General features: G+C 72.1%; 17 protein-coding genes. 5 read left to right on the top strand and 12 right to left on the bottom strand.

Annotated elements, in window-relative coordinates; translation table 11 throughout:
* Positions 1-95: 95 nt before the first annotated feature.
* Together ACUN0C_RS01070 and ACUN0C_RS01065 are read right to left on the bottom strand one after the other, a co-directional pair.
* A complete protein-coding gene (locus ACUN0C_RS01070) occupies positions 96-338 on the bottom strand; it encodes a DUF7662 domain-containing protein (protein ID WP_445464465.1) in 243 nt (80 codons plus the stop codon).
* Between the two features lie 2 nt (positions 339-340).
* Complete coding sequence (locus ACUN0C_RS01065; RefSeq protein ID WP_445464464.1) at positions 341-652, bottom strand: hypothetical protein; 312 nt, start codon at positions 650-652, stop codon at positions 341-343.
* Positions 653-742: 90 nt separating this feature from the next.
* Here ACUN0C_RS01065 and ACUN0C_RS01060 point away from each other — a divergent pair, with 90 nt between their 5' ends.
* Entirely contained in the window at positions 743-2,056 is a 1,314-nt protein-coding gene (locus tag ACUN0C_RS01060) for a DUF763 domain-containing protein (protein ID WP_445464463.1), read from the top strand.
* A gap of 37 nt (positions 2,057-2,093) precedes the next feature.
* Here the strand turns inward: ACUN0C_RS01060 and ACUN0C_RS01055 are convergent, their stop codons facing one another.
* From ACUN0C_RS01055 to ACUN0C_RS01045, 3 genes are all read right to left on the bottom strand, one after another.
* Entirely contained in the window at positions 2,094-2,297 is a 204-nt protein-coding gene (locus ACUN0C_RS01055; protein ID WP_445464462.1) for a hypothetical protein, read from the bottom strand.
* Between the two features lie 139 nt (positions 2,298-2,436).
* Complete coding sequence (locus tag ACUN0C_RS01050) at positions 2,437-3,171, bottom strand: S24 family peptidase (protein ID WP_445464852.1); 735 nt, start codon at positions 3,169-3,171, stop codon at positions 2,437-2,439.
* Positions 3,172-3,294: 123 nt separating this feature from the next.
* Positions 3,295-5,487, bottom strand: coding sequence for a 3-hydroxyacyl-CoA dehydrogenase NAD-binding domain-containing protein (locus tag ACUN0C_RS01045; RefSeq protein ID WP_445464461.1), 2,193 nt, complete (start codon positions 5,485-5,487; stop codon positions 3,295-3,297).
* Positions 5,488-5,573: 86 nt separating this feature from the next.
* On the opposite strand from ACUN0C_RS01045, the gene ACUN0C_RS01040 reads away from it, so the two are divergent.
* Positions 5,574-6,377: an EAL domain-containing protein gene (locus tag ACUN0C_RS01040; protein ID WP_445464460.1), complete on the top strand. Its 804-nt coding sequence runs from the start codon at positions 5,574-5,576 to the stop codon at positions 6,375-6,377.
* Here ACUN0C_RS01040 and ACUN0C_RS01035 read toward each other — a convergent pair.
* From ACUN0C_RS01035 to ACUN0C_RS01015, 5 genes are all read right to left on the bottom strand, one after another.
* Positions 6,365-6,832 carry a cupin domain-containing protein gene (locus ACUN0C_RS01035; RefSeq protein WP_445464459.1) on the bottom strand — a complete coding sequence of 156 codons (468 nt, stop codon included), beginning with the start codon at positions 6,830-6,832 and terminating at the stop codon, positions 6,365-6,367. The two genes, ACUN0C_RS01040 and ACUN0C_RS01035, sit on opposite strands and share 13 nt — an antisense overlap.
* 2 nt (positions 6,833-6,834) lie before the next feature.
* Positions 6,835-8,043, bottom strand: coding sequence for an acetyl-CoA C-acetyltransferase (locus ACUN0C_RS01030; protein WP_445464458.1), 1,209 nt, complete (start codon positions 8,041-8,043; stop codon positions 6,835-6,837).
* Entirely contained in the window at positions 8,043-8,510 is a 468-nt protein-coding gene (locus ACUN0C_RS01025) for a GFA family protein (RefSeq protein WP_445464457.1), read from the bottom strand. The genes ACUN0C_RS01030 and ACUN0C_RS01025 overlap by 1 nt, the downstream gene beginning before the upstream one ends.
* Positions 8,510-10,300 carry an acyl-CoA dehydrogenase C-terminal domain-containing protein gene (locus tag ACUN0C_RS01020; RefSeq protein WP_445464456.1) on the bottom strand — a complete coding sequence of 597 codons (1,791 nt, stop codon included), beginning with the start codon at positions 10,298-10,300 and terminating at the stop codon, positions 8,510-8,512. The genes ACUN0C_RS01025 and ACUN0C_RS01020 overlap by 1 nt, the downstream gene beginning before the upstream one ends.
* 83 nt (positions 10,301-10,383) lie before the next feature.
* A complete protein-coding gene (locus ACUN0C_RS01015; RefSeq protein WP_445464455.1) occupies positions 10,384-10,782 on the bottom strand; it encodes a MerR family transcriptional regulator in 399 nt (132 codons plus the stop codon).
* Between the two features lie 263 nt (positions 10,783-11,045).
* Between ACUN0C_RS01015 and ACUN0C_RS01010 the strand changes: the two genes are divergently transcribed.
* The 3 genes from ACUN0C_RS01010 to ACUN0C_RS01000 all read left to right on the top strand — a co-directional run bounded on the left by ACUN0C_RS01010 (position 11,046) and on the right by ACUN0C_RS01000 (position 17,794).
* A complete protein-coding gene (locus ACUN0C_RS01010; RefSeq protein WP_445464454.1) occupies positions 11,046-15,287 on the top strand; it encodes a peptidoglycan-binding protein in 4,242 nt (1,413 codons plus the stop codon).
* An 834-nt stretch (positions 15,288-16,121) separates the two neighbouring features.
* Positions 16,122-17,048 (top strand): sulfite exporter TauE/SafE family protein, encoded by a 927-nt coding sequence (locus ACUN0C_RS01005; protein WP_445464453.1) that lies wholly within the window; start codon positions 16,122-16,124, stop codon positions 17,046-17,048.
* Positions 17,045-17,794, top strand: coding sequence for a TIGR02186 family protein (locus ACUN0C_RS01000; protein ID WP_445464452.1), 750 nt, complete (start codon positions 17,045-17,047; stop codon positions 17,792-17,794). Before ACUN0C_RS01005 ends, ACUN0C_RS01000 begins: the two co-directional genes overlap by 4 nt.
* Before the next feature lie 2 nt (positions 17,795-17,796).
* Here the strand turns inward: ACUN0C_RS01000 and pdeM are convergent, their stop codons facing one another.
* Complete coding sequence (pdeM, locus tag ACUN0C_RS00995; RefSeq protein WP_445464451.1) at positions 17,797-18,486, bottom strand: ligase-associated DNA damage response endonuclease PdeM; 690 nt, start codon at positions 18,484-18,486, stop codon at positions 17,797-17,799.
* The gene (locus ACUN0C_RS00990) at positions 18,479-21,046 is read right to left on the bottom strand and encodes a ligase-associated DNA damage response DEXH box helicase (protein WP_445464450.1); all 2,568 of its coding nucleotides are present in this window, start codon (positions 21,044-21,046) and stop codon (positions 18,479-18,481) included. Before ACUN0C_RS00990 ends, pdeM begins: the two co-directional genes overlap by 8 nt.
* Between the last annotated feature and the right edge of the window lie 43 nt (positions 21,047-21,089).

Raw genomic sequence — 21,089 nt, 5'->3', positions numbered from 1 at the left:
GCGCAAACTTGGCTAAGCCGAGCTACAGGGTTTACGGGAGAGGGCCTGACGAAGGTGCCGCGAGCGCCGCTTCGAATTGCAAATAAGCATTGACCCTACGGCCGCCGAAATACCACAGTTCTTGCTAAGAGATTTACCTTCGCTAAGTAGCCAGCAGCCTGCCACGATTTGCATTGGACATGGTAAGTTGTCGCCACATCCTCGTTATCCCACCACCACTCGTGTGTATACGCCGAGGCTGGGAGGCCCACCAGCCGATCAACGTCCGCGAGTGTCATCTGCACATAGCGATCTTTGCGGCGACTCAGGTACTCCCTTAGCGGGTCGTACTTGCTCATGGCTACGGCGCTTCAGGCGCGAAATCGAGAGGCTTGGCAGATGCTTCGATTAACGCCTCTGGGCTCTCACGAGCAATCCGTTGAACGAGAGCGAGAGCTCGTCTGATCGCTTCGCGTTGAACGTCTTGAATTGGCATCGGTTCGCTTACTGGCAGTGCTAGACCGACGTGAATACCAGGGCCAGCACCAATCCCGTCAATCGCAGTGAGACTTATTTGAACTCTGGCTGATACGAGGTAGCCGTGTTCGTCATGGAACGGATCGAGCGCAAGCACTTGCACGGAGTGCAGCGGCCTATTCACGAAAGCTGCCATCTTCTCCTCCCACAACCTAAGCCTTCATGCTCAACCCTGAGAGTGGGTTTGGCAACTCCAAAGTACCATTATCAATAGAGGACCCCACCCATGACGAAACGCGCCGGGAGTGCCGATCTGCCGCTGCATGGGGGGCGGGTGCCGCGCTGGCTGGCGGAGCGCATGACCCGGCTCGGCGCGGTGATGAGCGAGGCGATCGTGCTGCATTACGGGCGCGACGAGCTCTTGCGCCGGCTGGCGCACCCGTTCTGGTTCCAGTCCTTCGGCGCCGTCATGGGCATGGACTGGCATTCCTCCGGCATCACGACGAGCGTGCTCGGCGCCCTGAAGCGCGGGCTCGCGCCGCGGTCGGGCGAGCTCGGCCTGCATGTCTGCGGCGGGCGGGGGCGGCACTCGCGCGCGACGCCGCAGGAACTCGCGGCGGTGGGCGATCGCACCGGCCTCGACGGCGCGGCGCTCGCGGCGGCGAGCCGGCTCGTCGCCAAGATCGACAGCGCGGCCGTGCAGGACGGCTTCGACCTCTATCTGCACGGCTTCATCGTCACCGACGACGGCAGGTGGGTGGTCGTGCAGCAGGGCATGAACGGGGCGCGGCGGCAGGCGCGGCGCTACCACTGGCTCTCGGAGACGATGACGGACTTCGTCGACGCGCCGCACAGCGCGATCGACGGGCCGGGCCAGGGCGAGATCGTGAACCTCACCGACCGCCGGGCGGCGCGGGCGCGGGACGCCCAGGTCGCGCTCCTCTCCGAGCTCGGGCCGGACGGGATCGCCGAGGCCTATGCGCGGATCGACGGGGATGCGGGCCGGGCGCCGGGCGGCGCCGCGGGCGGCAAGGGAGGGCGCCGCACGGGCGAGGCGGAGGCGCCGCTCCTGCCGCATCTCGTCATGCCGGCGCATCACGACGTGCGCGCCGGCGACGTCGTGCTGCGGCGGCTCCACGGCAGCCTCGCCGCGGCGGCCGAGCGCGGGCCGGCGGACTTCGCCGCGCTCCTCGCGGTGCCCGGCGTGGGCGCGCGCACCGTGCGGGCGCTCGCGCTCGTCGCCGAGGTGGTGCACGGCGCGCCGTGCCGCTTCACCGACCCGGCGCGCTTCTCGCTCGCCCATGGCGGCAAGGACGGGCACCCCTTCCCGGTGCCGGTCCGCGTCTACGACGAGACGATCGGCGTGCTGAAATCGGCGATCGGAAAGGCCCGGCTCGGGCGGGACGAGGAGTTCGGCGCGCTCCGGCGGCTCGACGCGCAGGCGCGGCGGCTGGAGCGGCACGCGACGGGGCCGTCGCTCGAGGCGTTCGTGGCGGAAGAGCGCGCGGCCTCGCACCTCTATGGCGGGCGGACGGTCATGGGCGAGGCGGCGGCGCCGGGCGGCCGGGCCGGGGGCCGGGGAGCCGCGCGGGACGGGTGACGGGGTGGAGGGGGCGACGGGGTGAAGGGGCGGCGGGTCAGTCCTGCGCGGCCGGCGGGGGCGCGGCGAGCGCCACCTCCGCCTTGCGGCTCGCGGCGCGCAGCTCGCTCCTGACGACGTCCTGGCCGGGGCCGTAGAGGAGCGCGATGCGGTGGGCCTCCCGCTCGAGGTCGAGCGGCTGGCCGCTTTCGATCGCCGCCGCGACGGATTCGCGTATGGCTGCGAGCGGAACGTCCGACATGCCGCCTCCTGAAACCGGGGCCGCGAGCCCCTGCCGCATCAGGTAATCCGGAGCGCCGCGCCGGGTTCCCGCTCCCTGCGCAGGCGGGGCGCGCGGCGGCGGCTTCTCAACCTTGAGATGCGAAAGGGCGGCGGAGGCGCTACTGGCTCGCCCACAGGATGCGCGCGACCCAGGCGACCTCCTTCAGCGGCAGCGTGCGGGCGCCGTGCTCCGGGTTGAGCGATTCGAGCTCGATCGCCTTCGCCGTGCGGCGCTTCAGGATCTTGGCCATGACCTCGCCGTCGGCGGTCTTCACGACGACGCGGTCGCCCTTGCGGATGCGGGCGGTGGGCGAGACGATGATGATGTCGCCGTCGCGATAGAGCGGCAGCATGGATTCGCCGGCGACGGCGAGCGCGTAGGCGCCCTCGTCGCGGAATGCGGGGAACGGCACCTCGTCCCACCCCTGGCCGGCCGGATAGCCGCCATCGTCGAAGAAGCCGCCGGCGCCGGCGCGGGCGAAGCCGAGGAGCGGCAGCGGGCGGGCCGGCGGCGGGGCGCGGAGCGCTGCGGCGCGGGCCGACGGGGCGCGAGGCCGGGCCGGGCGGGGCGGCGGGGCGAGGGCACGGGCCGGCGCCGGATCGAAGCGGGCGGGCGGGGCGGCCTCGCCGGCGACGAGGCGCATCAGGTCGTCGAGGCTCGCGCCGGTGGCGTCGAGGATCTTGGCGATCGATTCGGTCGAGGGCCAGCGCGGCCGGCCGTCGCCGCCGACGCGCTTGGAGCGGTTGAAGGCGGTCTGGTCGAGGCCCGCCTTGCGGGCGAGCCCGGAGGCGGACAGGCCGTGCTCGGCGGCGAGCGCGTCGATGGCGCGCCACACGGTCTCGTGGTTCCAGATCGGCTGCGGCATGGCCGGGACCTCCGTCCCGGCCGAGCACTACAGGAAAATAGTCCTCGCCTCCAGCGCGTCCCGGTAGAAAAGCGGGGCCGGTAGAAAACGCGGCCGGCAGAGAAGGCGGGCTCAGGCGGCCGGCGCGAAGCGGCCGTAGAAGGTCTCGCCGGCGGCGGCCATGTCGCGCAGCAGCCGGTTCGGGCGGAAGCGCTCGCCGTGGCGTTCGGCGAGGCCGTCGCACATCGCGACGAAGCGCGCCGCGCCCATGCCGTCGATATAGGACAGCGTGCCGCCGGTGAATGGCGCGAAGCCGAAGCCGAGAATGGAGCCGACATCGGCCTCGCGCACGTCGGTGACGACCTTCTCCTCGAAGGTGCGCGCGGCCTCCAGCGCCTGCACGGCGAGGAGCCGCCGCTTCAATTCGTCGACGGCGAAATCCTCGGCCGGGCGCGGCGCGACGATCTCGGAGAGGCCCGGCCAGAGCCGCTTCTCGCGCCCGTGGTAATCGTAGAAGCCCTTGCCGTTCTTGCGGCCGAGGCGCTCGCGCCGGACCACCAGCTCCTCCAGCAGCCGCTCCTGCGCCGGGTCGACGGCCTGCGCGCCGAGGTCGGCCTTGGTCGCCTGCACGATCTTCCAGGCGAGGTCGAGGGCGACCTCGTCGTTGAGGGCGAGCGGGCCGACCGGCATGCCGGCCATGCGGCCGACATTCTCGATCATCGCCGGCGGCACGCCCTCCGTCAGCATGAGGTGGCCTTCCAGCAGATAGGCCGTGACGCAGCGATTGGCGTAGAAGCCGCGCGAATCGTCGACGACGATCGGCGTCTTGCGGATGGCGCGGACATAGTCGAGCGCGGTCGCGAGCGCGCGCTCGCCGGTGTCGCGGCCGCGGATGATCTCGACGAGCATCATGCGGTCGACGGGCGAGAAGAAGTGGATGCCGACGAATTCGGCCGGGTCGCGCCACCCCGCGGCGAGCGAGGTGATCGGCAGCGTCGAGGTGTTGGAGGCGAAGATCGCGCCGGGGCCTAGATGCTCGGCGGCGCGGCGCATCGCCTCGGCCTTCACCTGCCGGTCCTCGAACACGGCCTCCACGACGAGGTCGCAGCCGGCGAGCGCGGCGTAATCGGCGGTCGGCGCGATCCGCGCGAGGACGGCGTCCTTGTCGGCCGGTGTGGCGCGGCCGCGCTGGACCGCCTTGTCCATGAGCGCGGCGGAATGCGCCCTGCCCTTCTCCGCGGCGTCCATGTCGCGGTCGAGCAGCACGACCTCCATGCCGGCCTGCGCGGTGACGTGGGCGATGCCGGCGCCCATGAAGCCGGCGCCGATGACGCCGATCCGCTTCAGCTCCGACTTCGGCGCGCCGGCGGGGCGGCGCGCGCCCTTGTTGAGCTCCTGCAGCGAGACGAAGAGCGAGCGGATCATCGCCGCCGCCTCCGGCGTCTGCAGCACGCGGGCGAAATAGCGGCTCTCGACGCGGAGCGCGAGGTCCATCGGCAGCTGCAGCCCCTCGAACACCGCCTGGAGCAGGTAGCGGGCGCCGGGATAATTGTCGTAGGTCTCCTTGCGGTAGATCGCGTTCGCCGCCGGCCAGAGCTGGAAGCCGGCGGCCGAGAAGACGTTGGCCGCGCCCTTCGGCCGGTAGCCCTTCTCGTCCCACGGCTTAACGGGCTTCAGCCCCTCCGCGATCATGGCCTTCGCCGCCTCGACGAGCCCGGCGCGCGGCACGACCCGGTCGACCAGGCCCATCGCCTTCGCCCGGGCGGGATCGAGCGACTCGCCCTTCAGCAGCATCTGGAGGCCCGCCTGCGGGTCGGCCATGCGCATCACGCGCTGCGTCCCGCCGGCCCCGGGGAAGATCCCGATCTTCACCTCCGGCAGGCCGAAGCGGCTCGCCCGGTCGTCGGAGATGACGCGGCCGTGCGCGGCGAGCGCGAGCTCGGTGCCGCCGCCCATGCAGGCGCCGTGGATCGCCGCGACGAACGGCTTGCCGCAGGTTTCCAGCCGCCGGTAGATGCGCGACATCAGGCTCGACTGCTCGAAGAGCTCGCGCCCGGCGCCTTCCGGATCCTTCTCCGCCTTCTCGCGGAAGAGGCCGAACATGCGGTGGAGCATGGTGATGTCGGCGCCGCCGGTGAAGCCGTCCTTGGCGGAGAGGATGACGGCGCCGACGATCTCGGCATCGGCGGCGACCGCCTCGACGATCGCCGCGAGCTCGTCGAGCACCTCCATCGTGAAGACGTTCATGGAGCGGCCGGGCATGTCCCAGGTCACGAGCGCGATGCCGTCGGCGCCGGTCTCCATCGTGAAGTTGTCGGTTCTCATCGGCGTCGTCTCCCGTCGGGCGAGCGTTCAGGATTCATGAAGGCGCGGCCGGCATAGTCGCGGCCCGCTGCGGCACGGAGACCGGCATGACGGCCAGAATGGGTTGCGAGGGCTGCAAGAACGGCGAGGCGCTCGGGTTCGAATTCGCGATGGCCTTCCAGCCGATCGTGGAACTCCCGCGCGGCCGCGTCTGGGGCTACGAGGCGCTCGTCAGGGGCCCCGCCGGCGAGCCCGCGCACCAGGTGCTCGCAAACGTCGACGCCGAGAACCGCTACCGCTTCGACCAGGCCTGCCGGGTGAAGTCGATCGAGACGGCGGCCGCGCTCTTCCCGCGCGGCGCGGATCTGAGGCTCTCCATCAACTTCATGCCGAACGCCGTCTACGAGCCGGCCGCCTGCCTGCGGACCTCGCTCGCCGCGGCCGAGCGCACCGGCATCCCGCGCGAGAACATCCTGTTCGAGTTCACCGAGCAGGAGGAGATCCGCGACGTCGGCCATGTCGAGCGCATCATCGAGGCGTACCGCCGGCACGGATTCATAACGGCGATCGACGATTTCGGCGCCGGCTATGCCGGGCTGAACCTGCTGGCCAAGTTCCAGCCGGACCTCCTGAAGATCGACATGGAGCTCATCCGCGGCATCGAGAGCTCGCATGCGCGGCAGGTCATCCTCTCGGCGCTGGTCTGGACGGCACGCAACCTGGACGTGACGCTGCTGGCGGAGGGCGTGGAGAGCGAGGCCGAGCTCACGGTGCTGCGCGCCGCCGGCATCGAGCTGTTCCAGGGCTATCATTTCGCGAAGCCCGCGTTCCAGGCGCTGCCGGACGTGCCGATCCTCGCGACCACGGCGGAGCCGGGCGCGGCCGCGCGCGTGAGCCCTCACCGCGGCTGATCGCGCCGGGGATAGGGCGTGCCGTCGCGGTGGAGATAGGCGCCCTCGCGGTTCACCATGTCGAGGTCGGAATAATGCGCGACCTCGCCCGCGATCCGGCTGCCGACTTCCAGGATCAGCGCGTCGCGATCCGAGCGGTTGAGGAGCTGGTGGCCGTTCGGCACGCCCGCCTTGAAGGCGGCCACGTCGCCTGCCCGCAGCACGGTCTCGCCGCCGTCCTCAACCAGCACGACCTCGCCGGAGACGACCACGATCAGCTCGTCCTCCTTCTCGTGCCAGTGGCGCTGCGAGGAGCCGGAGCCCGGCTCGAGCCGGCACAGATTGACGCCGAACTGGGTCAGGCCGCCGGCGGCGCCGAGGCGCTTGCGGAAGCGGCCCGCGGCGATCTCGTGATAGGGCGCCGGATAGCCGCAACTGTTCTGTTCCGGCACGGCATCCAGGTCGATCTTCGGCATGGTCACACCCTTTCGATGATCGTGGCCGTCCCCATGCCCGCCCCGATGCAGAGCGTGACGAGGGCGGTGGAGAGGTCGCGGCGCTCCAGTTCGTCGAGGACCGTCCCGAGGATCATCGCGCCGGTCGCCCCGAGTGGATGGCCCATCGCGATGGCGCCGCCATTGACGTTGACCCGGTCGGGATCGAGGTCGAGCGCCTGCACGGCGCGGAGCACGACGGCGGCGAAGGCCTCGTTGATCTCGAAGAGGTCGATGTCGGAAAGCGCCATGCCGGAGCGGCGGAGCACCTTGCGCGTGACGTCGATCGGGCCGGTCAGCATCAGGGCCGGGTCGGAGCCGACATTGGCGAAGGCGCGGATGCGGGCCCGCGGCTTCAGCCCGGCAGCGCGGCCGCCTTCGGCATTGCCGACAAGCACGGCGGCGGCGCCGTCGACGATGCCGGAGGAATTGCCGGCATGGTGGACGTGCACGACGCGCTCGACGTCCGGGTGGGCCTGGATCGCGACCGCGTCGAAGCCGCCCATCGCCCCGATCATCTCGAAGGCCGGGTTGAGCGCGGCGAGCGACTGCATGTCGGTCGAGGGTCGCGGATGCTCGTCGCGGTCGAGGAGCGTGATGCCGTTGACGTCGCGCACCGGCACGACGGAGCGCGCGAAGCGGCCCTCGCCCCAAGCCGCGGCGGTGCGCTTCTGGCTCTGCACGGCATAGGCGTCGCAATCGTCGCGCGTGAAGCCGTATTTCGTGGCGATGAGATCGGCCGAGATGCCCTGCGGCATGAAATAGGCGGGCACCGCGACTTCGGGATCGACCGGCCAGGCGCCGCCCGACGCGCCGATGCCGACGCGCGACATCGATTCCACCCCGCCAGCGAGCACCAGATCGTGCTGGCCCGTCGCGACCTGCGCCGCGCCGGTGTTCACGGCGTCGAGGCCGGAGGCGCAGAAGCGGTTGATCTGCATGCCCGGCACCTGCTGGCCGTATCCGGCGACGAAGACCGCGGCGCGGGCGACGTTGCCGCCGGCCTCGCCGACGGGATCGACGCAGCCGAGAACGACGTCGTCGACGAGGTCCGGGTCGAGGCCGTTGCGCTCCCGGATGGCGGCGAGCGGCGCCGCCGCGAGCCGCACCGTCGGCACCTCGTGGAGCGCCCCGTCCGGCTTGCCGCGGCCGCGCGGCGTCCGCACGGCGTCGTAGATGAAGGCCTCGGCCATCAGGATCTCCCCGGGTCGAACTGGTTGCTGACCATCTGCGCGAGATCGTCTCCGAAGCTCGCTTCCGTCGTCTGGCCCGGCAGCGCCAGAGCCGCGTCGAGCCAGGCGAGCCGGCTCTCCATCCCCATCTGCGCCTGCGGCGTGATCGCGTTCGGGTCGTCGAGGCTCGCGAGCGTGATGCTGACCGTGCCGTGCGGCAGGAACTGGTAGGTGAGCGTCGTCCCGCACGCCGCACAGAAGCCGCGGTCGACCAAGTTCGAGCTGCGGAAGAGCTTCGGGGCGCCGCGGTCCCAGCGCACGTCCTCGGCGCGGAACTGCGCGAAGGCCACGAACGGCGCGCCGGAGGATCGCTGGCACATGCGGCAATGGCAGACGTCGGCGGTGCGGTGCTGCGCGAGGAGCGTGTAGCGGACGGCGCCGCACTGGCAGCCGCCGGTGAGCGCGGGGTCCATGAGGGCGCGGTCCATCAGAACGCCTCCGCGGGCATCTGCATCATGGTGTCGAAGCCTGACGAGATGCGGGCGAGATGGGCGCCGGTCTCGGGCATGATGCGCTCCATGAAGAAGCGGCCGAGCAGGAGCTTGCGCTCGGCGAGCGCGTCCGCGCCGTCGCCGCCTGCCGCCGCGTACGCGACCTTGGCCATCCGCGCCCACATGTAGCCGAGCGCGACGAGGCCGAAGAGGTGCATGTAGTCGGTCGCGCCGGCGCCGGCATTGTCCGGCTTGGCCATGGCGTTCTGCATGAACCACATGGTCGCCTGCTGGAGATGGTCGAGCCCCTGTTTCAGCGGCTTCACATAGGGCGCGAGCGCGGCGTCGTCCGCATTCTCCGTCACGAACCCGCCGATTTCGGCGAAGAGGGCCATGATCGCCTTGCCGCCGTCCTTCGGCAGCTTGCGGCCGACGAGGTCGAGCGCCTGGATGCCGTTGGTGCCCTCGTAGATCATCGCGATGCGGGCGTCGCGGACGAACTGCTCCATGCCCCATTCCGCGATGTAGCCGTGCCCGCCATAGACCTGCTGGGCGAGCACGGCGTTCTCGAAGCCCTTATCGGTGAGCACGCCCTTCAGGACCGGCGTCATCAGGCCGAGCCGGTCGTCGGCGCGCGCCTTCTCGGCCGCGTCGCCGCTGCGATGGGCGACGTCGGCCTCGAGCGCGGTCCAGACCACGAGCGCGCGCGCCGCCTCGTTGAAGGCGCGGATCGTCATCAGGATGCGGCGCACGTCGGGATGGACGATGATCGGGTCGGCCTTCGCCTCGGGCTGGCGCGCGCCGGTAAGCGCCCGGCCCTGCAGCCGCTCGCGGGCATAGGCGGCGGCGTTCTGGTAGGCCACCTCGGAGAGCGCGAGGCCCTGGACGGCGACGCCGAGCCGGGCCTCGTTCATCATCGTGAACATCGCGCGGAGCCCCTTGTTCTCCGCGCCGACCAGCCAGCCCTTCGCGCCGTCATAGTTCATGACGCAGGTGGAATTGCCGTGGATGCCCATCTTCTCCTCGATGGAGCCGCAGGAGACGCCGTTCGCCTCGCCGGGGGCGCCGTTCTCGTCGACGAGCCGCTTCGGCACGACGAAGAGGGAGATGCCGGACGTCCCCTCCGGCGCGCCGTCGATGCGCGCCAGCACGAGATGGACAATGTTGTCGGTGAGGTCGTGCTCGCCGGCGGAGATGAAGATCTTCTGGCCGGTGATGCGGTAGCCGCCGTCCGGCTCCGGCACGGCGCGCGTCTTGATGAGGCCGAGATCGGTGCCGCAATGCGGCTCGGTGAGGTTCATCGTGCCGGCCCATCGGCCGGAGACGAGCGCGGGCAGGTAGGTCCGGCGCTGCGCCTCGGTGCCGTGCTGCGCGAGCGCGGCGATCGCGCCCTGGATCAGGCCCGGATACATGCTCCAGGCCATGTTCGCCGCGGTCGTGAACTCGTTCATGATGGCGGCGAGCGTGTAGGGCAGGCCCTGTCCGCCATAGGCCGGGTCGGCGGAGAGCCCGACCCAGCCGGCGGCGGCGTAGTCGGCGTAGGCTTCCCGGAAGCCGGCGGGCGTGGTCACGCGGCCGTCGGCGTGGCGCGTGCAGCCCTCGCGGTCGCCGCTGCGGTTGAGCGGCTGCAGCACCTCCTGCGAGAAGCGCGCGCCCTCGGCGAGGATCGCCTCGACCGTGTCGAGCGGCGCGTCGGCGAAGCCGGGCAGGTTGGCGAATCGCTCGTAGCCGAAGACGTCCCTGAGGAGGAAAAGGACGTCTTCCACGGGGGCATTGTAGATCGGCATCAAGGGACCTGCTTACGTTGACGTAAACGGCATCCTTCTAGCCCCTCGGCGGGGCGCCGGCAAGTGGCGCCGGCAGGGGCACGTCACTCGGCGGCCTGGCTCGCGGCTTCGCCCTCGCGGTCGCGCAGCATGCCGCTGACGACGGTCAGTGTGCGGCTGAGCTCCTCGATCGCCTTCTCGATGTCGCGCTTCTGCTCCTTCAGGAGCTCGATCTGCCGGGTGAACTTGTCGAGCGCGACCTTGAGCTGCGTCGCCTGGCCGTCCTTGAGGTCGTAGAGGTCCAGCATCTCCTTGATCTCGGTGAGCGAGAAGCCGACCTTCTTGCCCATCAGGATCAGCTTGAGGCGGGCGCGGTCGCGCCGGCTGTAGATGCGGTTCGTCCCCTGCCGCTTCGGGTGCAGCAGATCGCGGTCCTCGTAGAACCGCAGGGTCCTGAGCGACACGCCGAATTCGCGCGAAAGATCGCCGATCGTGAAGGCCATGATGATTCCCGTCGGCGCCGACGGAGTCCGGCGCCGCTTGTCCGTCGGCGAGAAGCTAGGTTCCGCTGACGTAAGTGTCAACCGAACCGCGCCGGTTCGCCGCTGCCTGAAGGCGATATTGCTAAGATTGTAGGTATTTCCGCGGCCGGATTAACCCGGTGTTTACCATGGCGGACATCAATTCGGTGCAGGGCGGAGTCGGGTTGTATCGGCTTTTCGGGCTTCGCGCAGACCTGCGGCACTCTGCCGACCGAGGAGAATAGATGAACTCCCGCGAGACCTGGAACCTCCGGACGGGCCGGCCGCAGACCGAGCCGCCGACCGAATGGGGGCGGGAAGCCGACCAGCTGCGGCGCAGCGCCTCCGAGGGCCGGTTCGACCCGGCGTCGAGGAACGCCGAGCCGAGCGCGCGCGACCGCGTCTCCGAGCGGCTGGAGGCCGGGCTGCGCGGCTTCTCCGCGGCCGACCTGGAACGCGCCGTGGAGCGCCTGGCGCGCGACATCGAGGACATCGGCCGCAACGCCGCCGAGCCTCGCCCCGAGCCCGTGCGCAGCCGTCCCGCAGACCCGGCGCGGCCGGAGATGTCCTCCACGCTGCAGCGGCTGGAGGCCCGGCTCGATGCGCTCGCCGACCGGCTGGAGCGCCGGCCGCAGCGGAGCGAGCCGCGCCCGGCCGCGCCCGAGCCCGAGCGCGACATGATTCGCTCCGTCGAACTCCTCGCCGCCCGCATCGACCGCATCCAGGACATGCTCTCCGCCGCCGCCCCCGAGCGCAGCGACGACGCGATCGACGAGATCGGGCGCAAGCTCGACAACGTGGCGCGCGAGGGCCAGGCCGTCTCCGAGGGGCTTTCGGACCTGAGGACCCAGATCGGGGCGCTCAAGGACGCGCTGCGGGCCGAGCCGGACGCGCCGGCGGGCCACGCCGGCGAGCTGAAGCAGGTGCTCGAAGAGGTCGGCACGCGGCTCGACGCGATCGCCGCGAGCGTGCCGTCCCGGGACAGCGTGGAGCGCGGCTATGCGGCGCTGATGGACCGCCTCGACCGGATGCAGCCGCAGACGGGGCCGGACGAACCCGACGCGGCGCTCGCCGAGCGGCTCGACAGCCTGCGCCAGGAAGTGAAGGCGCTGCCCTCGCACGACCAGATGGCGCGGCTGGAGGAGGGGCTGCTCGACCTCGCCGACCGGCTCGACAACATGGCCGAGCGCGTCGACCGCAAGCCGTTCGGCCGGCTCGAATCGCAGATCGAGCAGCTCGCCGACCAGCTCGCCGAATTGCGGCGCATGCGGGCCGGCGGCGCGGCCGAGCTGCAGGCGAGCCTCGACGCCATCGCGCGCGGCATCGACGCCGTGCCGGGGCGGGTCCCGGCGATCGACGTGCAGGGGCTCGAGGACCGCCTGTCGGCACTGCAGGGCGGCATGGAGCGCGGCTTCGCCGAGACCGGCCGCACGACGCTCGCCCGCGTCGAGAAGCAGTTCGCGACGCTCGCCGACGCCATCGAGCAGATCGAGGCCCGCACCGCGGAGCGCCTCTCCGGCGAGCTCGACCGCCGCTTCGAGGCGCTCGACCAGACCGCCGCCCGCTTCGCCGAGACCGGCGCCGCGCCGGGCCTGGACGGCGTGGAGCGCAGGCTCGAGGAACTCCACGCGCTCATTTCGGAGCAGGGCCGCCTTCTCGCCGCGCCGCAGACCGAGCAGATCGACCGCAGGCTCGAGCAGATCCAGGCGAAGCTCGCCAATTCGCGCGCCGACGAGCGCATCGGCCGCCAGCTCGAACCGGTGCTGGAGGGGCTGGAGGCGATCGCGAAGCGGATCGACGCGCGCCTTGCGCCCGATTTCGGCATCCTCGCCGAACGGATGGCGGCGCTCGACGCCCGGCTCGCGGCCTTCTCGCCGGCCGGGCAGGCGCCGGACGTCCTGAAATCGGAGCTCGACGGCATCACCGGACGGCTCGACCGCCTCGCCGGCGCGCCCGCGATCGACCTCGACCGGTTCGAGCGCATCATGGCGCGGCTGGAGGAGCGCGTCGCGGCGGAGGAGGGCGCCAGCCGCCTCGAGCAGATCGAGGCGCGGCTCGAGGCGATCGGCCAGGCCATGGACCGCAGCGGCGGCCTGCCGCAGGGCGAGGACATCGCGGACCTGCGCGGCGACATCGCGTCGCTGCGCCGCGAGCTCCGGTCGCTCGGGACCGGGGGCTCCGGCGAGGTCACCGCGCTCCTGACCGACCTCTCGCAGCGCGTCGACGCGATCGGCCGCGAGAAGCCCGTCACCGCGCGCGACCTCGAGGCGCAGGTCGGCCGGATCCTCGCCATGATCGCCGGCGCGGAGCGGGACGGCCCGGACATCGAGGCGATCGAGGCGCGGCTGCGCACGATCCAGGACCGGCTCGACGGCGTGCGGGGCGAAGGCCTGTCCGGCAACCTCCACGCGCTTCCGCCGGATCGCGACGCCGAGACGGTGAAGGCCCTCGCCCGCAATCTCAGCGCCGACATCGGCGCGCTCAAGGCCTCGGGCGACGTGGTCGACCCGGCCGACCGCGAATCGCTCGAGGCGGTCCAGGAGACGCTCGAAGCGGTGATGAAGCGGCTGGCGTTCCTCGAGCGCGACGCACGCCCGCCCGCCCCCAATCCGGCCGCCCCCAGCACGGCCGCCCCGCCGCCGATGGAGCGCGACGCCGGCCACGCCATCCGCGCGCGGCACCTCAGCCGCACCGGGGCAGCGCCCGATCGGTCGGCGCCGCCGGAAATCACCCTCAACCAGGCCCCGGCCGCAGCCGAGCGCGAGGCGCCCGCCGTCGAGCCGCCGGCCCAGGCGGAGCGCGCGGGCGCGGAGCCGGCCCGCGCCGGCGCCGGCATCCTCGGCCGCCTCACCTCCAGCCAGCTGCTCCGGCGCGCCACCGCCGGACGCACCGAATCGTTCTCGCCCGACACGGAAGAAGTGGAGGAGCCGCAGGACGCGCCGCTCGAGCCGGGCACGGATTCGCCGCTCGATTCGGCGCTGAGCGGTGCGCCGAGTTCCGACACGGCCATGATGAGCGGAGCCGGCCGGGCCGGGCCGCGGCCCGCGCCGCCGGCGGCGCAGGCGCCGAATCTGCGCCCGAGCGGGGCCGCCTTCGAGAAGGTCGCGCGGAGCGCCGGCGCGCCGGCCGCGAAGGGCGCCGACAGCGACTTCCTCGCAGCGGCACGCCGGGCGGCGCAGGCCGCATCGGCGGAAGCCGCAGCGGCCGACTTCAGGGCCGGCGCGACTCCGTCGCAATCGCCGCTGTCGCGCACGATGGCGGCGGTGAAGGCACGCCGCCGCATGGTGCTGGCGGCGGCACTCGCCGTGGCGGTGGCGCTCGCGGCGCTGCAGTTCGTCCGCCAGCGCGCGGCCGACGGCCCCGAGGTCGCCTCCGCGCCCGTGACCGAGATGGCCGAGCCGACCGGCCCGGTCGCAGACCTCGAGGGCAGCACGGCCGGCGCCGAGACCGGGCAGACGGCGGCCGGAGCCGCGCCGGAGGAGCCGGCGCAGCCGGCCGCCACCGCCGGGCCGGCCGTGGAGCCGCGCGCCGACGAGACCGCGGCCCTGCCGGCCGCGCCCGACGCGACGCAGACGCAGACGCAGACGCCGGCCGCCGCGGCCCCCGCCCCCGCCCGGCCGGCCGCCATTCCGCTGCCGCCCGACACGATCGGGCCGGACCGGCTGAGGACCGCCGCCTCGCAGGGCAACCCGGCCGCCCAGTTCGAGGTCGCCGCGCGCTTCGCCGAGGGGCTCGGGGTCGAGCAGGATCTCGCCAAGGCCGCGGAGTGGTACCGGCTTGCCGCGGAAGCCGGGCTCGCGCCCGCGCAGTACCGGCTCGGCTCCATCTACGAGAAGGGGCTCGGCGTGCCGAAGGATCTCGCCCGGGCGCAGGACTGGTACCGGCGCGCGTCGGAATCCGGCAACGTCAAGGCGATGCACAATCTCGCCGTGCTCCATGCGGAGGGCGCGGCCGGCCAGCCGAATCTCGAGGAGGCGGCCCGGCTGTTCCGCCGCGCCGCCGATTACGGCGTCCGCGACAGCCAGTTCAACATCGCGATCCTCTACGCCCGCGGCCTCGGCGTGCCGCAGGACATGATCGAGGCCTACAAATGGTTCGCGGTCGCGGGCCGGGCGGGTGACGCGGAGGCGGAGAGGCGGCGCGACGTGATCGCCAAGGCGCTGAGCGCGGCCGACCTCGCCAAGGCGGACGCCGCCGCGGACGGCTTCGTGCCGCTCGAGGCCGACCGCCGCGCCAACGTGGTCGCCGAGCCGGAAGGCGGCTGGGGCCCGCCGAAGCAGGACGCGCGCATCAGCACGACCGGCGACCTCATCGCCCGCGTCCAGGCGCTCCTGTCGGAGCGCGGCTTCGACGTCGGCAATCCGGACGGCCGCGACGGCCCGCGCACGCGCCGCGCGATCGCGCTCTTCCAGGAGCGGGCCGGGCTGCCGGTGACCGGCGAGATCGACACCGGCACGATCGCCGCGCTCGCCGAGGGCTCCGTCTGAAGCGACCCGCCCGGCCCATCGCGGCCGGGCGCGCCTTCCTGGGCCAACGGCTCTCTGCGTCGCCTCTCCCATTGTCGTCATCGCCGGACTTGGTCCGGCGATCCACCGGGCGCGTGCGGCGGGTGCTGTGCTGGATGCCCGGGTCGAGCCCGGGCATGACGACAGAGAGAAGGATAGAGGCAGGGGCGGAGCGGCTCTCCGGGTGGCCTCCCCACTGTCGTCCTCGCCGGACTTGATCCGGCGATCCACGGGGCGCGTGCGGTGGGGGCTGCGCTGGATGCCCGGGTCAAGCCCGGGCATGACGACAGAGAGGGGGGCGCGGGCAGCGGAGCGGGTTTCGGGTGACCTTCCCCACTGTCGTCATCGCCGGACTTGATCCGGCGATCCATGGGGCGGGTGCCGCGGGGCGGGGCTGTGCTGGATGCCCGGGTCGAGCCCGGGCATGACGACAGAGAGAGGGGATCGGGCGGCGGAGCGGGTTTCGGCATGGCCTCCCCACTGTCGTCCGCGTCGGGGCGGCGGAGCGGGTCTCGGCGTGGCCTCCCCACTGTCGTCATCGCCGGACTTGATCCGGCGATCCAAGGGGCGCGTGCCGTGCGGCGGGGGCTGTACTGGATGCCCGGGTCAAGCCCGGGCATGACGACAGAGAGAATGGCGGGGTGGGGCGGAGCGCCTTCGGCGTCGCCTCCCCCGCTGTCGTCATCGCCGGACTTGATCCGGCGATCCACGGGGCAGCGCATAACCCGGCCCCTTAAGCGTTTGACAGGACGAACCTGTTAAGCCCTTAGTCCGACACGTCGCCGAGAACCTCAAACCACCGGACTGGCGCTTCGGGTGCAGCTCTACCTGCCCATCGCCGAACTCACCGTGAACATCCTGCTCTTCCTCGGAGTGGGTGGCGCCGTCGGGTTCGTGTCCGGCCTGTTCGGGGTCGGCGGCGGCTTCCTCCTGACGCCGCTGCTGATCTTCACCGGCGTCGCGCCGGCGGTGGCGGTGGCGACGGTTGCGCCGCAGATCGTCGCGTCCTCGGCATCGGCCGCGATCTCCTACTGGCGACGGCGGCTGATCGACGAGAAGATGTCGCTGATCCTGCTGTCGGGCGGCATGATCGGCTCGGCGGCCGGCGTCTACGTCTTCCGCGCGCTGCGCACGCTCGGCCAGCTCGACCTCATCCTCGGGCTCGCCTACGTCACCTTCCTCGGCATCGTCGGCGGCCTGATGCTGCGCGAATCGGTCGGCGCGATCCTCCGCAGCCGGGCCGGTCGGCCGCCGGCCGGGCGCCGGCCGGGCCAGCACAACTGGGTCCACGGCCTGCCGCTGAAGGTCCGGTTCCGCCGCTCGAAGATCTACGTCAGCATCCTGCCGGTCGTCGCGCTCGGCTTCGGCATCGGCTTCCTCGGCACCGTGCTCGGCATCGGCGGCGGCTTCCTGCTCGTGCCCGCGCTCATCTACCTGCTGCGGGTGCCGACCAGCGTCGTGATCGGGACCTCGCTCGCCTACATCGTCTGCACCATGGCGCTCGCGACCGTGCTCCACGCGATCGCCAACGGCAGCGTCGACATCGTGCTCGCGCTCCTGCTCATGATCGGCGGCGTGATCGGCGCGCAGTTCGGCGCGCAGGTCGGCCAGACGCTCCGCGGCGAGCACCTGCGCGCGCTCCTCGCCATCATCGTGCTGGCGGTGGCGACCCGCTTCCTGCTCGGCCTCTTCCTGACGCCCGCCGACATCTATTCCTTCGAGGTCCTGGGGGCGCTGCCGTGATCGGGCGGGCGCTCATGCTCTTCGCGCTGCTGGTCACCGCGCAGACGGCGCGGGCCGAGGGGCTCGTCTCGACGCTTTCCGACGAGGCGGTCGAGATCAATTCGAGCTTCGCGGGATCGCGGATCGTCGTCTTCGGCGCGGTCGAGGGGGCGCCGCCCGCCGCGACCGACTACGAGGTCGCGGTCGTCGTCGCCGGCCCGCCGCAGGACCTGGTGGCGCGCCGCAAGAGCCGGCTGTTCGGCATCTGGGCCAACCGGGATTCGCGCGAGTTCGACGACGTGCCGTCCTACTACGTCGTCCATTTCAGCGAGAACCTGAGCCGGGAAGCGAGCATGGAGCGGCTCGAGCAGTTCCGGCTGGGCATCCGGAACCTGCCGTTCGTCCAGGAGGTCGCGGCCAACCGCGCCTCGACGGACTTCGCCGACGCTGTGCTGCGGCTGAAGGAGGCGCGCGGGCTCTACAGGGAGCGGCCCGACGCGGTGGAGTTCCTGTCGCCGCAGGTCTTCCGCACGACGTTCTTCCTGCCGGCGAACGTGCCGACCGGCGAATACCGGATCGCCGTCTATTTGTTCCGCGAGGAGGCCTTCCTCGCCGGCCAGACGCAGACGCTGGTCGTGGAGAAGAGCGGCCTCAACGACCAGATCGCCCAGTTTTCCGAGGACCAGCCGCTGATCTACGGCCTGGTCACGGTCGCGCTCGCGCTCTTCACCGGCTGGCTCGCCGGCGTGATCTTCCGGCGGCCGTAGGCTCAGTCGCCCGCAAGCGCGTGCGGGGCTACCGGATAGAGCCGCCGCTCGCCGATCATGAAGGCGAGGAAGGCGCCGCCGAAGAGCCCTGCGAAGGCGCGGTCTAGGACGTTCAGCCCGCCGGCGAGCACGCCGAAGGCGGGCAGGACCAGCCGCTCGCCGTCACCGACGAAGGCGCGGCGCCGCACCGAGCGGCCGTGGCGGGCGATCTTCGCGGCCGGGTGGAGATGGCCGGCGACTTCGCCCGGCGCGGCGCCGGCGCTCGGCTCGTGCCGGAAGGTGAGGCCGTCCTGCGCGAACGCCGCCGCGATTTCGCCGCCGATCGCGGCGGGGAGGTCCGGGTCGTGGTTGCCGGCGACCCAGATCCAGTCGCGCCCGCGCTGGAGCTCGGAGATCGCCGTACGGCAGGCGCGGTCGAGGCGGTCCGGCCCGCCGCGATCGTGGAAGCTGTCGCCGAGGCAGATCACGCGCCGGGGGTCGCGCGCGCCGACAAGCGCGGCGAGCGCGGCGAGCGTCGCCCCGGTGTCGTAGGGCGGCAAGAGCATGCCGCGGCGCGCGAAGGACGAGGCCTTCTCCAGATGGAGGTCGGAGACGACGAGCGTGCGCGAGGCGGCCAGCCAGAGCGCGCCGGCGCCGTCGAGCACGGCCTCGCAGCCCGCGATCTCCACCGCCAGTGCGGGCCGCTCAGCCAATGCCGCCTCCCGCCACCTGATCCCGCCCGTCACGCTTCGACCCGTCGCCCATCGCCTCGCGGACGAGCTCCTCCGCCGCGTCCGCCATCATGTCCTCCTGCGCCTCGCCGAACACGGGCTCGCGCCCGATCTCCAGCATGATGGGCACCGAGAGCGGCGAAATGCGGGAGAGCCTCTGATGCCCGATTCGACCCTTGATGCGCGAGAGCATTTCGGCGAGGCGCGCGATGTCGAGGAGCCCCGTCGCGGCGTCGGCCCGGGTCGCCTGCAGGAGGATGTGGTCGGGCTCGTGGCTACGCAGCACGTCGTAGACGAGGTCGGTGGAGACCGTCACCTGCCGGCCGGTCTTCTCCTGCCCCGGATGGCGCCGCTCGATCAGGCCGGAAATGACCGCGCAGGTCCGGAAGGTGCGCTTCAGCAGGTAGGATTCGGCGAGCCAGGCCTCCAGGTCGTCGCCGAGCATGTCCTCGTCGAAGAGGGCGGCGAGCGACGGCCGGCCGCTCTCGAAGAGCGCGCCGAGATCGCGCAGCGCCCAGACCGCGAGCGCGTAATCGGTCGCGACGAAGCCGAGCGGGCGCGCGCCGGCGCGCTCCAGCCGGCGGGTGAGCAGCATGCCGAGCGTCTGGTGCGCGAGCCGGCCCTCGAACGGGAAGGCGACCATGTAGTGGCGGCTGCGCAGCGGGAATGTCTCCACCATCAGCTCGTCGGCGCCGGGCAGCCGCGACTTCTCGCGCTGGAGCTCCAGCCATTCGCGCACCTGCGGCGGCAGGCGGCGCCACGAATCGGGCTCGGTGAGGAGCCGGCGCACGCTCGCCGCGAGATAGGTGGTGAGCGGGAACTTGCCGCCGGCATAGGACGGGATCTGCGGATCCTCGCTGGCGGCGTTGCTGGCGAAGGCCTCGTTGTCGCGGATGCCCTCGAAGCGGAGCGTGCGGCCGGCGAAGCGGAAGGTGTCGCCCTTCACCAGCGTCTCCAGGAAATATTCCTCGACCTGGCCGAGCATGCGCCCGCCGCGCGCCGAGAGCCCGCCCTTGCGCGCCAGCCTGACGTTCAGCATCGGGGATTCCACGATGGTCCCGACGTTCAGCCGGTACTGCTGCGCGACGCGCGGATGGGTGACGGCCCAGCGACCGTCCCTGCGCTTGCGGATGCGGGCGAAGCGCTCGTAGGCCCGCAGCGCATAGCCGCCGGTCGCGACGAAATCGACGGCGCGCTCGAACGTCTCCCAGGAAAGCGCGCGGTAGGGCTCGGCGGCGACGATCTCGTCGTAGAGCGCGACCGCGTCGAACGGCTCGGCGACCGCCATGCCGAGGATGTGCTGGCAGAGCACGTCGAGCGCGCCGGCCCTGAGCGGCGGGGTGTCCTGCGCGCCGATATAGTTGGCGTCGAGCGCGGCCTGGCATTCCAGCACCTCGAAGCGGTTGGCCGGCACGAGGATGCCCTTCGAGGGCTCGTCCATGCGGTGGTTGGCGCGCCCGATGCGCTGCGCGAGCCGGCTCGCGCCCTTCGGCGCGCCGACATGGATGACGAGATCGACGTCGCCCCAGTCGATGCCGAGATCGAGCGTCGAGGTGGCGACGACGGCGCGCAGCGCGCCGGCCGCCATCGCCGCCTCGACGCGCCGGCGCTGGCCGCGGTCGAGCGAGCCGTGGTGGAGCGCGATCGGCAGCGCGTCCTCGTTGATGGTCCAGAGTTCCTGGAAGAGCATCTCCGCCTGCCAGCGCGTGTTCACGAAGAGGAGCGTGGTGCGGTGCGCCCGGATCGCCGCGTAGACCTCCGCCAGGGCGTAGCGCGCGGTGTGGCCCTGCCACGGGATACGCTCCTGCGAGCCGAGGATGGCGAGGTCGGGCCGCGCGCCGCCCTCGACCACGACGAGCTCGGAGAGCCGGCGCCCGTCCTCCGCTCCCGATTGCGCGACGAGCCAGGCGCGCAGGTCGTCCGGCTCGGCGACCGTCGCCGAGAGCCCGATGGTGCGCAGGCCGGGCGCGAGCGCGCGCAGGCGCGCGAGGTCGAGGGCGAGGAGGTCGCCGCGCTTGGAGACGACGAGCGAATGGAGCTCGTCGAAGATCACCACCGAGAGCCTCGAGAAGAAGCGCCGCGCATCCTTCGAGGCGACGAGGAGCGCGACCTGCTCCGGGGTGGTGAGGAGGATGTCGGGCGGGTCGAGCTTCTGCCGCTGGCGCTTGTGGGCCGGCGTGTCGCCGGTGCGGGTCTCCAGCCGGACGGGCAGCCCCATCTCGGCGACGGGCGCTTCAAGGTTGCGGGCGATGTCGACGGCGAGCGCCTTGAGCGGCGAGACGTAGAGCGTGTGCGGGCCGAACACGGGCTCGCCGGGGGCGCGGCCGCGGTCCGCGAGCTCGACCAGGCTCGGCAGGAAGCCGGCGAGTGTCTTGCCCGCCCCGGTCGGCGCGACGAGGAGCGAGGAGAGGCCGGCTTGCGCCCTTTCCAGGAGCGCCAGCTGGTGCGGCCGCGGCGCCCAGCCGCGCGCGGCGAACCAGGCGCCGAAGCGGTCCGGCAAGAGCGGCGCGGTGTCCGCGGCGGAAAGGACGGGCGCCGTCATGGAACGGAATTAGAACGGGCGGCGGGCGGGAGTCGAGGGGGCA

The organism is Faunimonas sp. B44, from assembly GCF_052655945.1.
The sequence above is the reverse complement of the archived record's forward strand: the minus strand, read 5'-3'. Positions and strand labels throughout refer to the sequence as shown.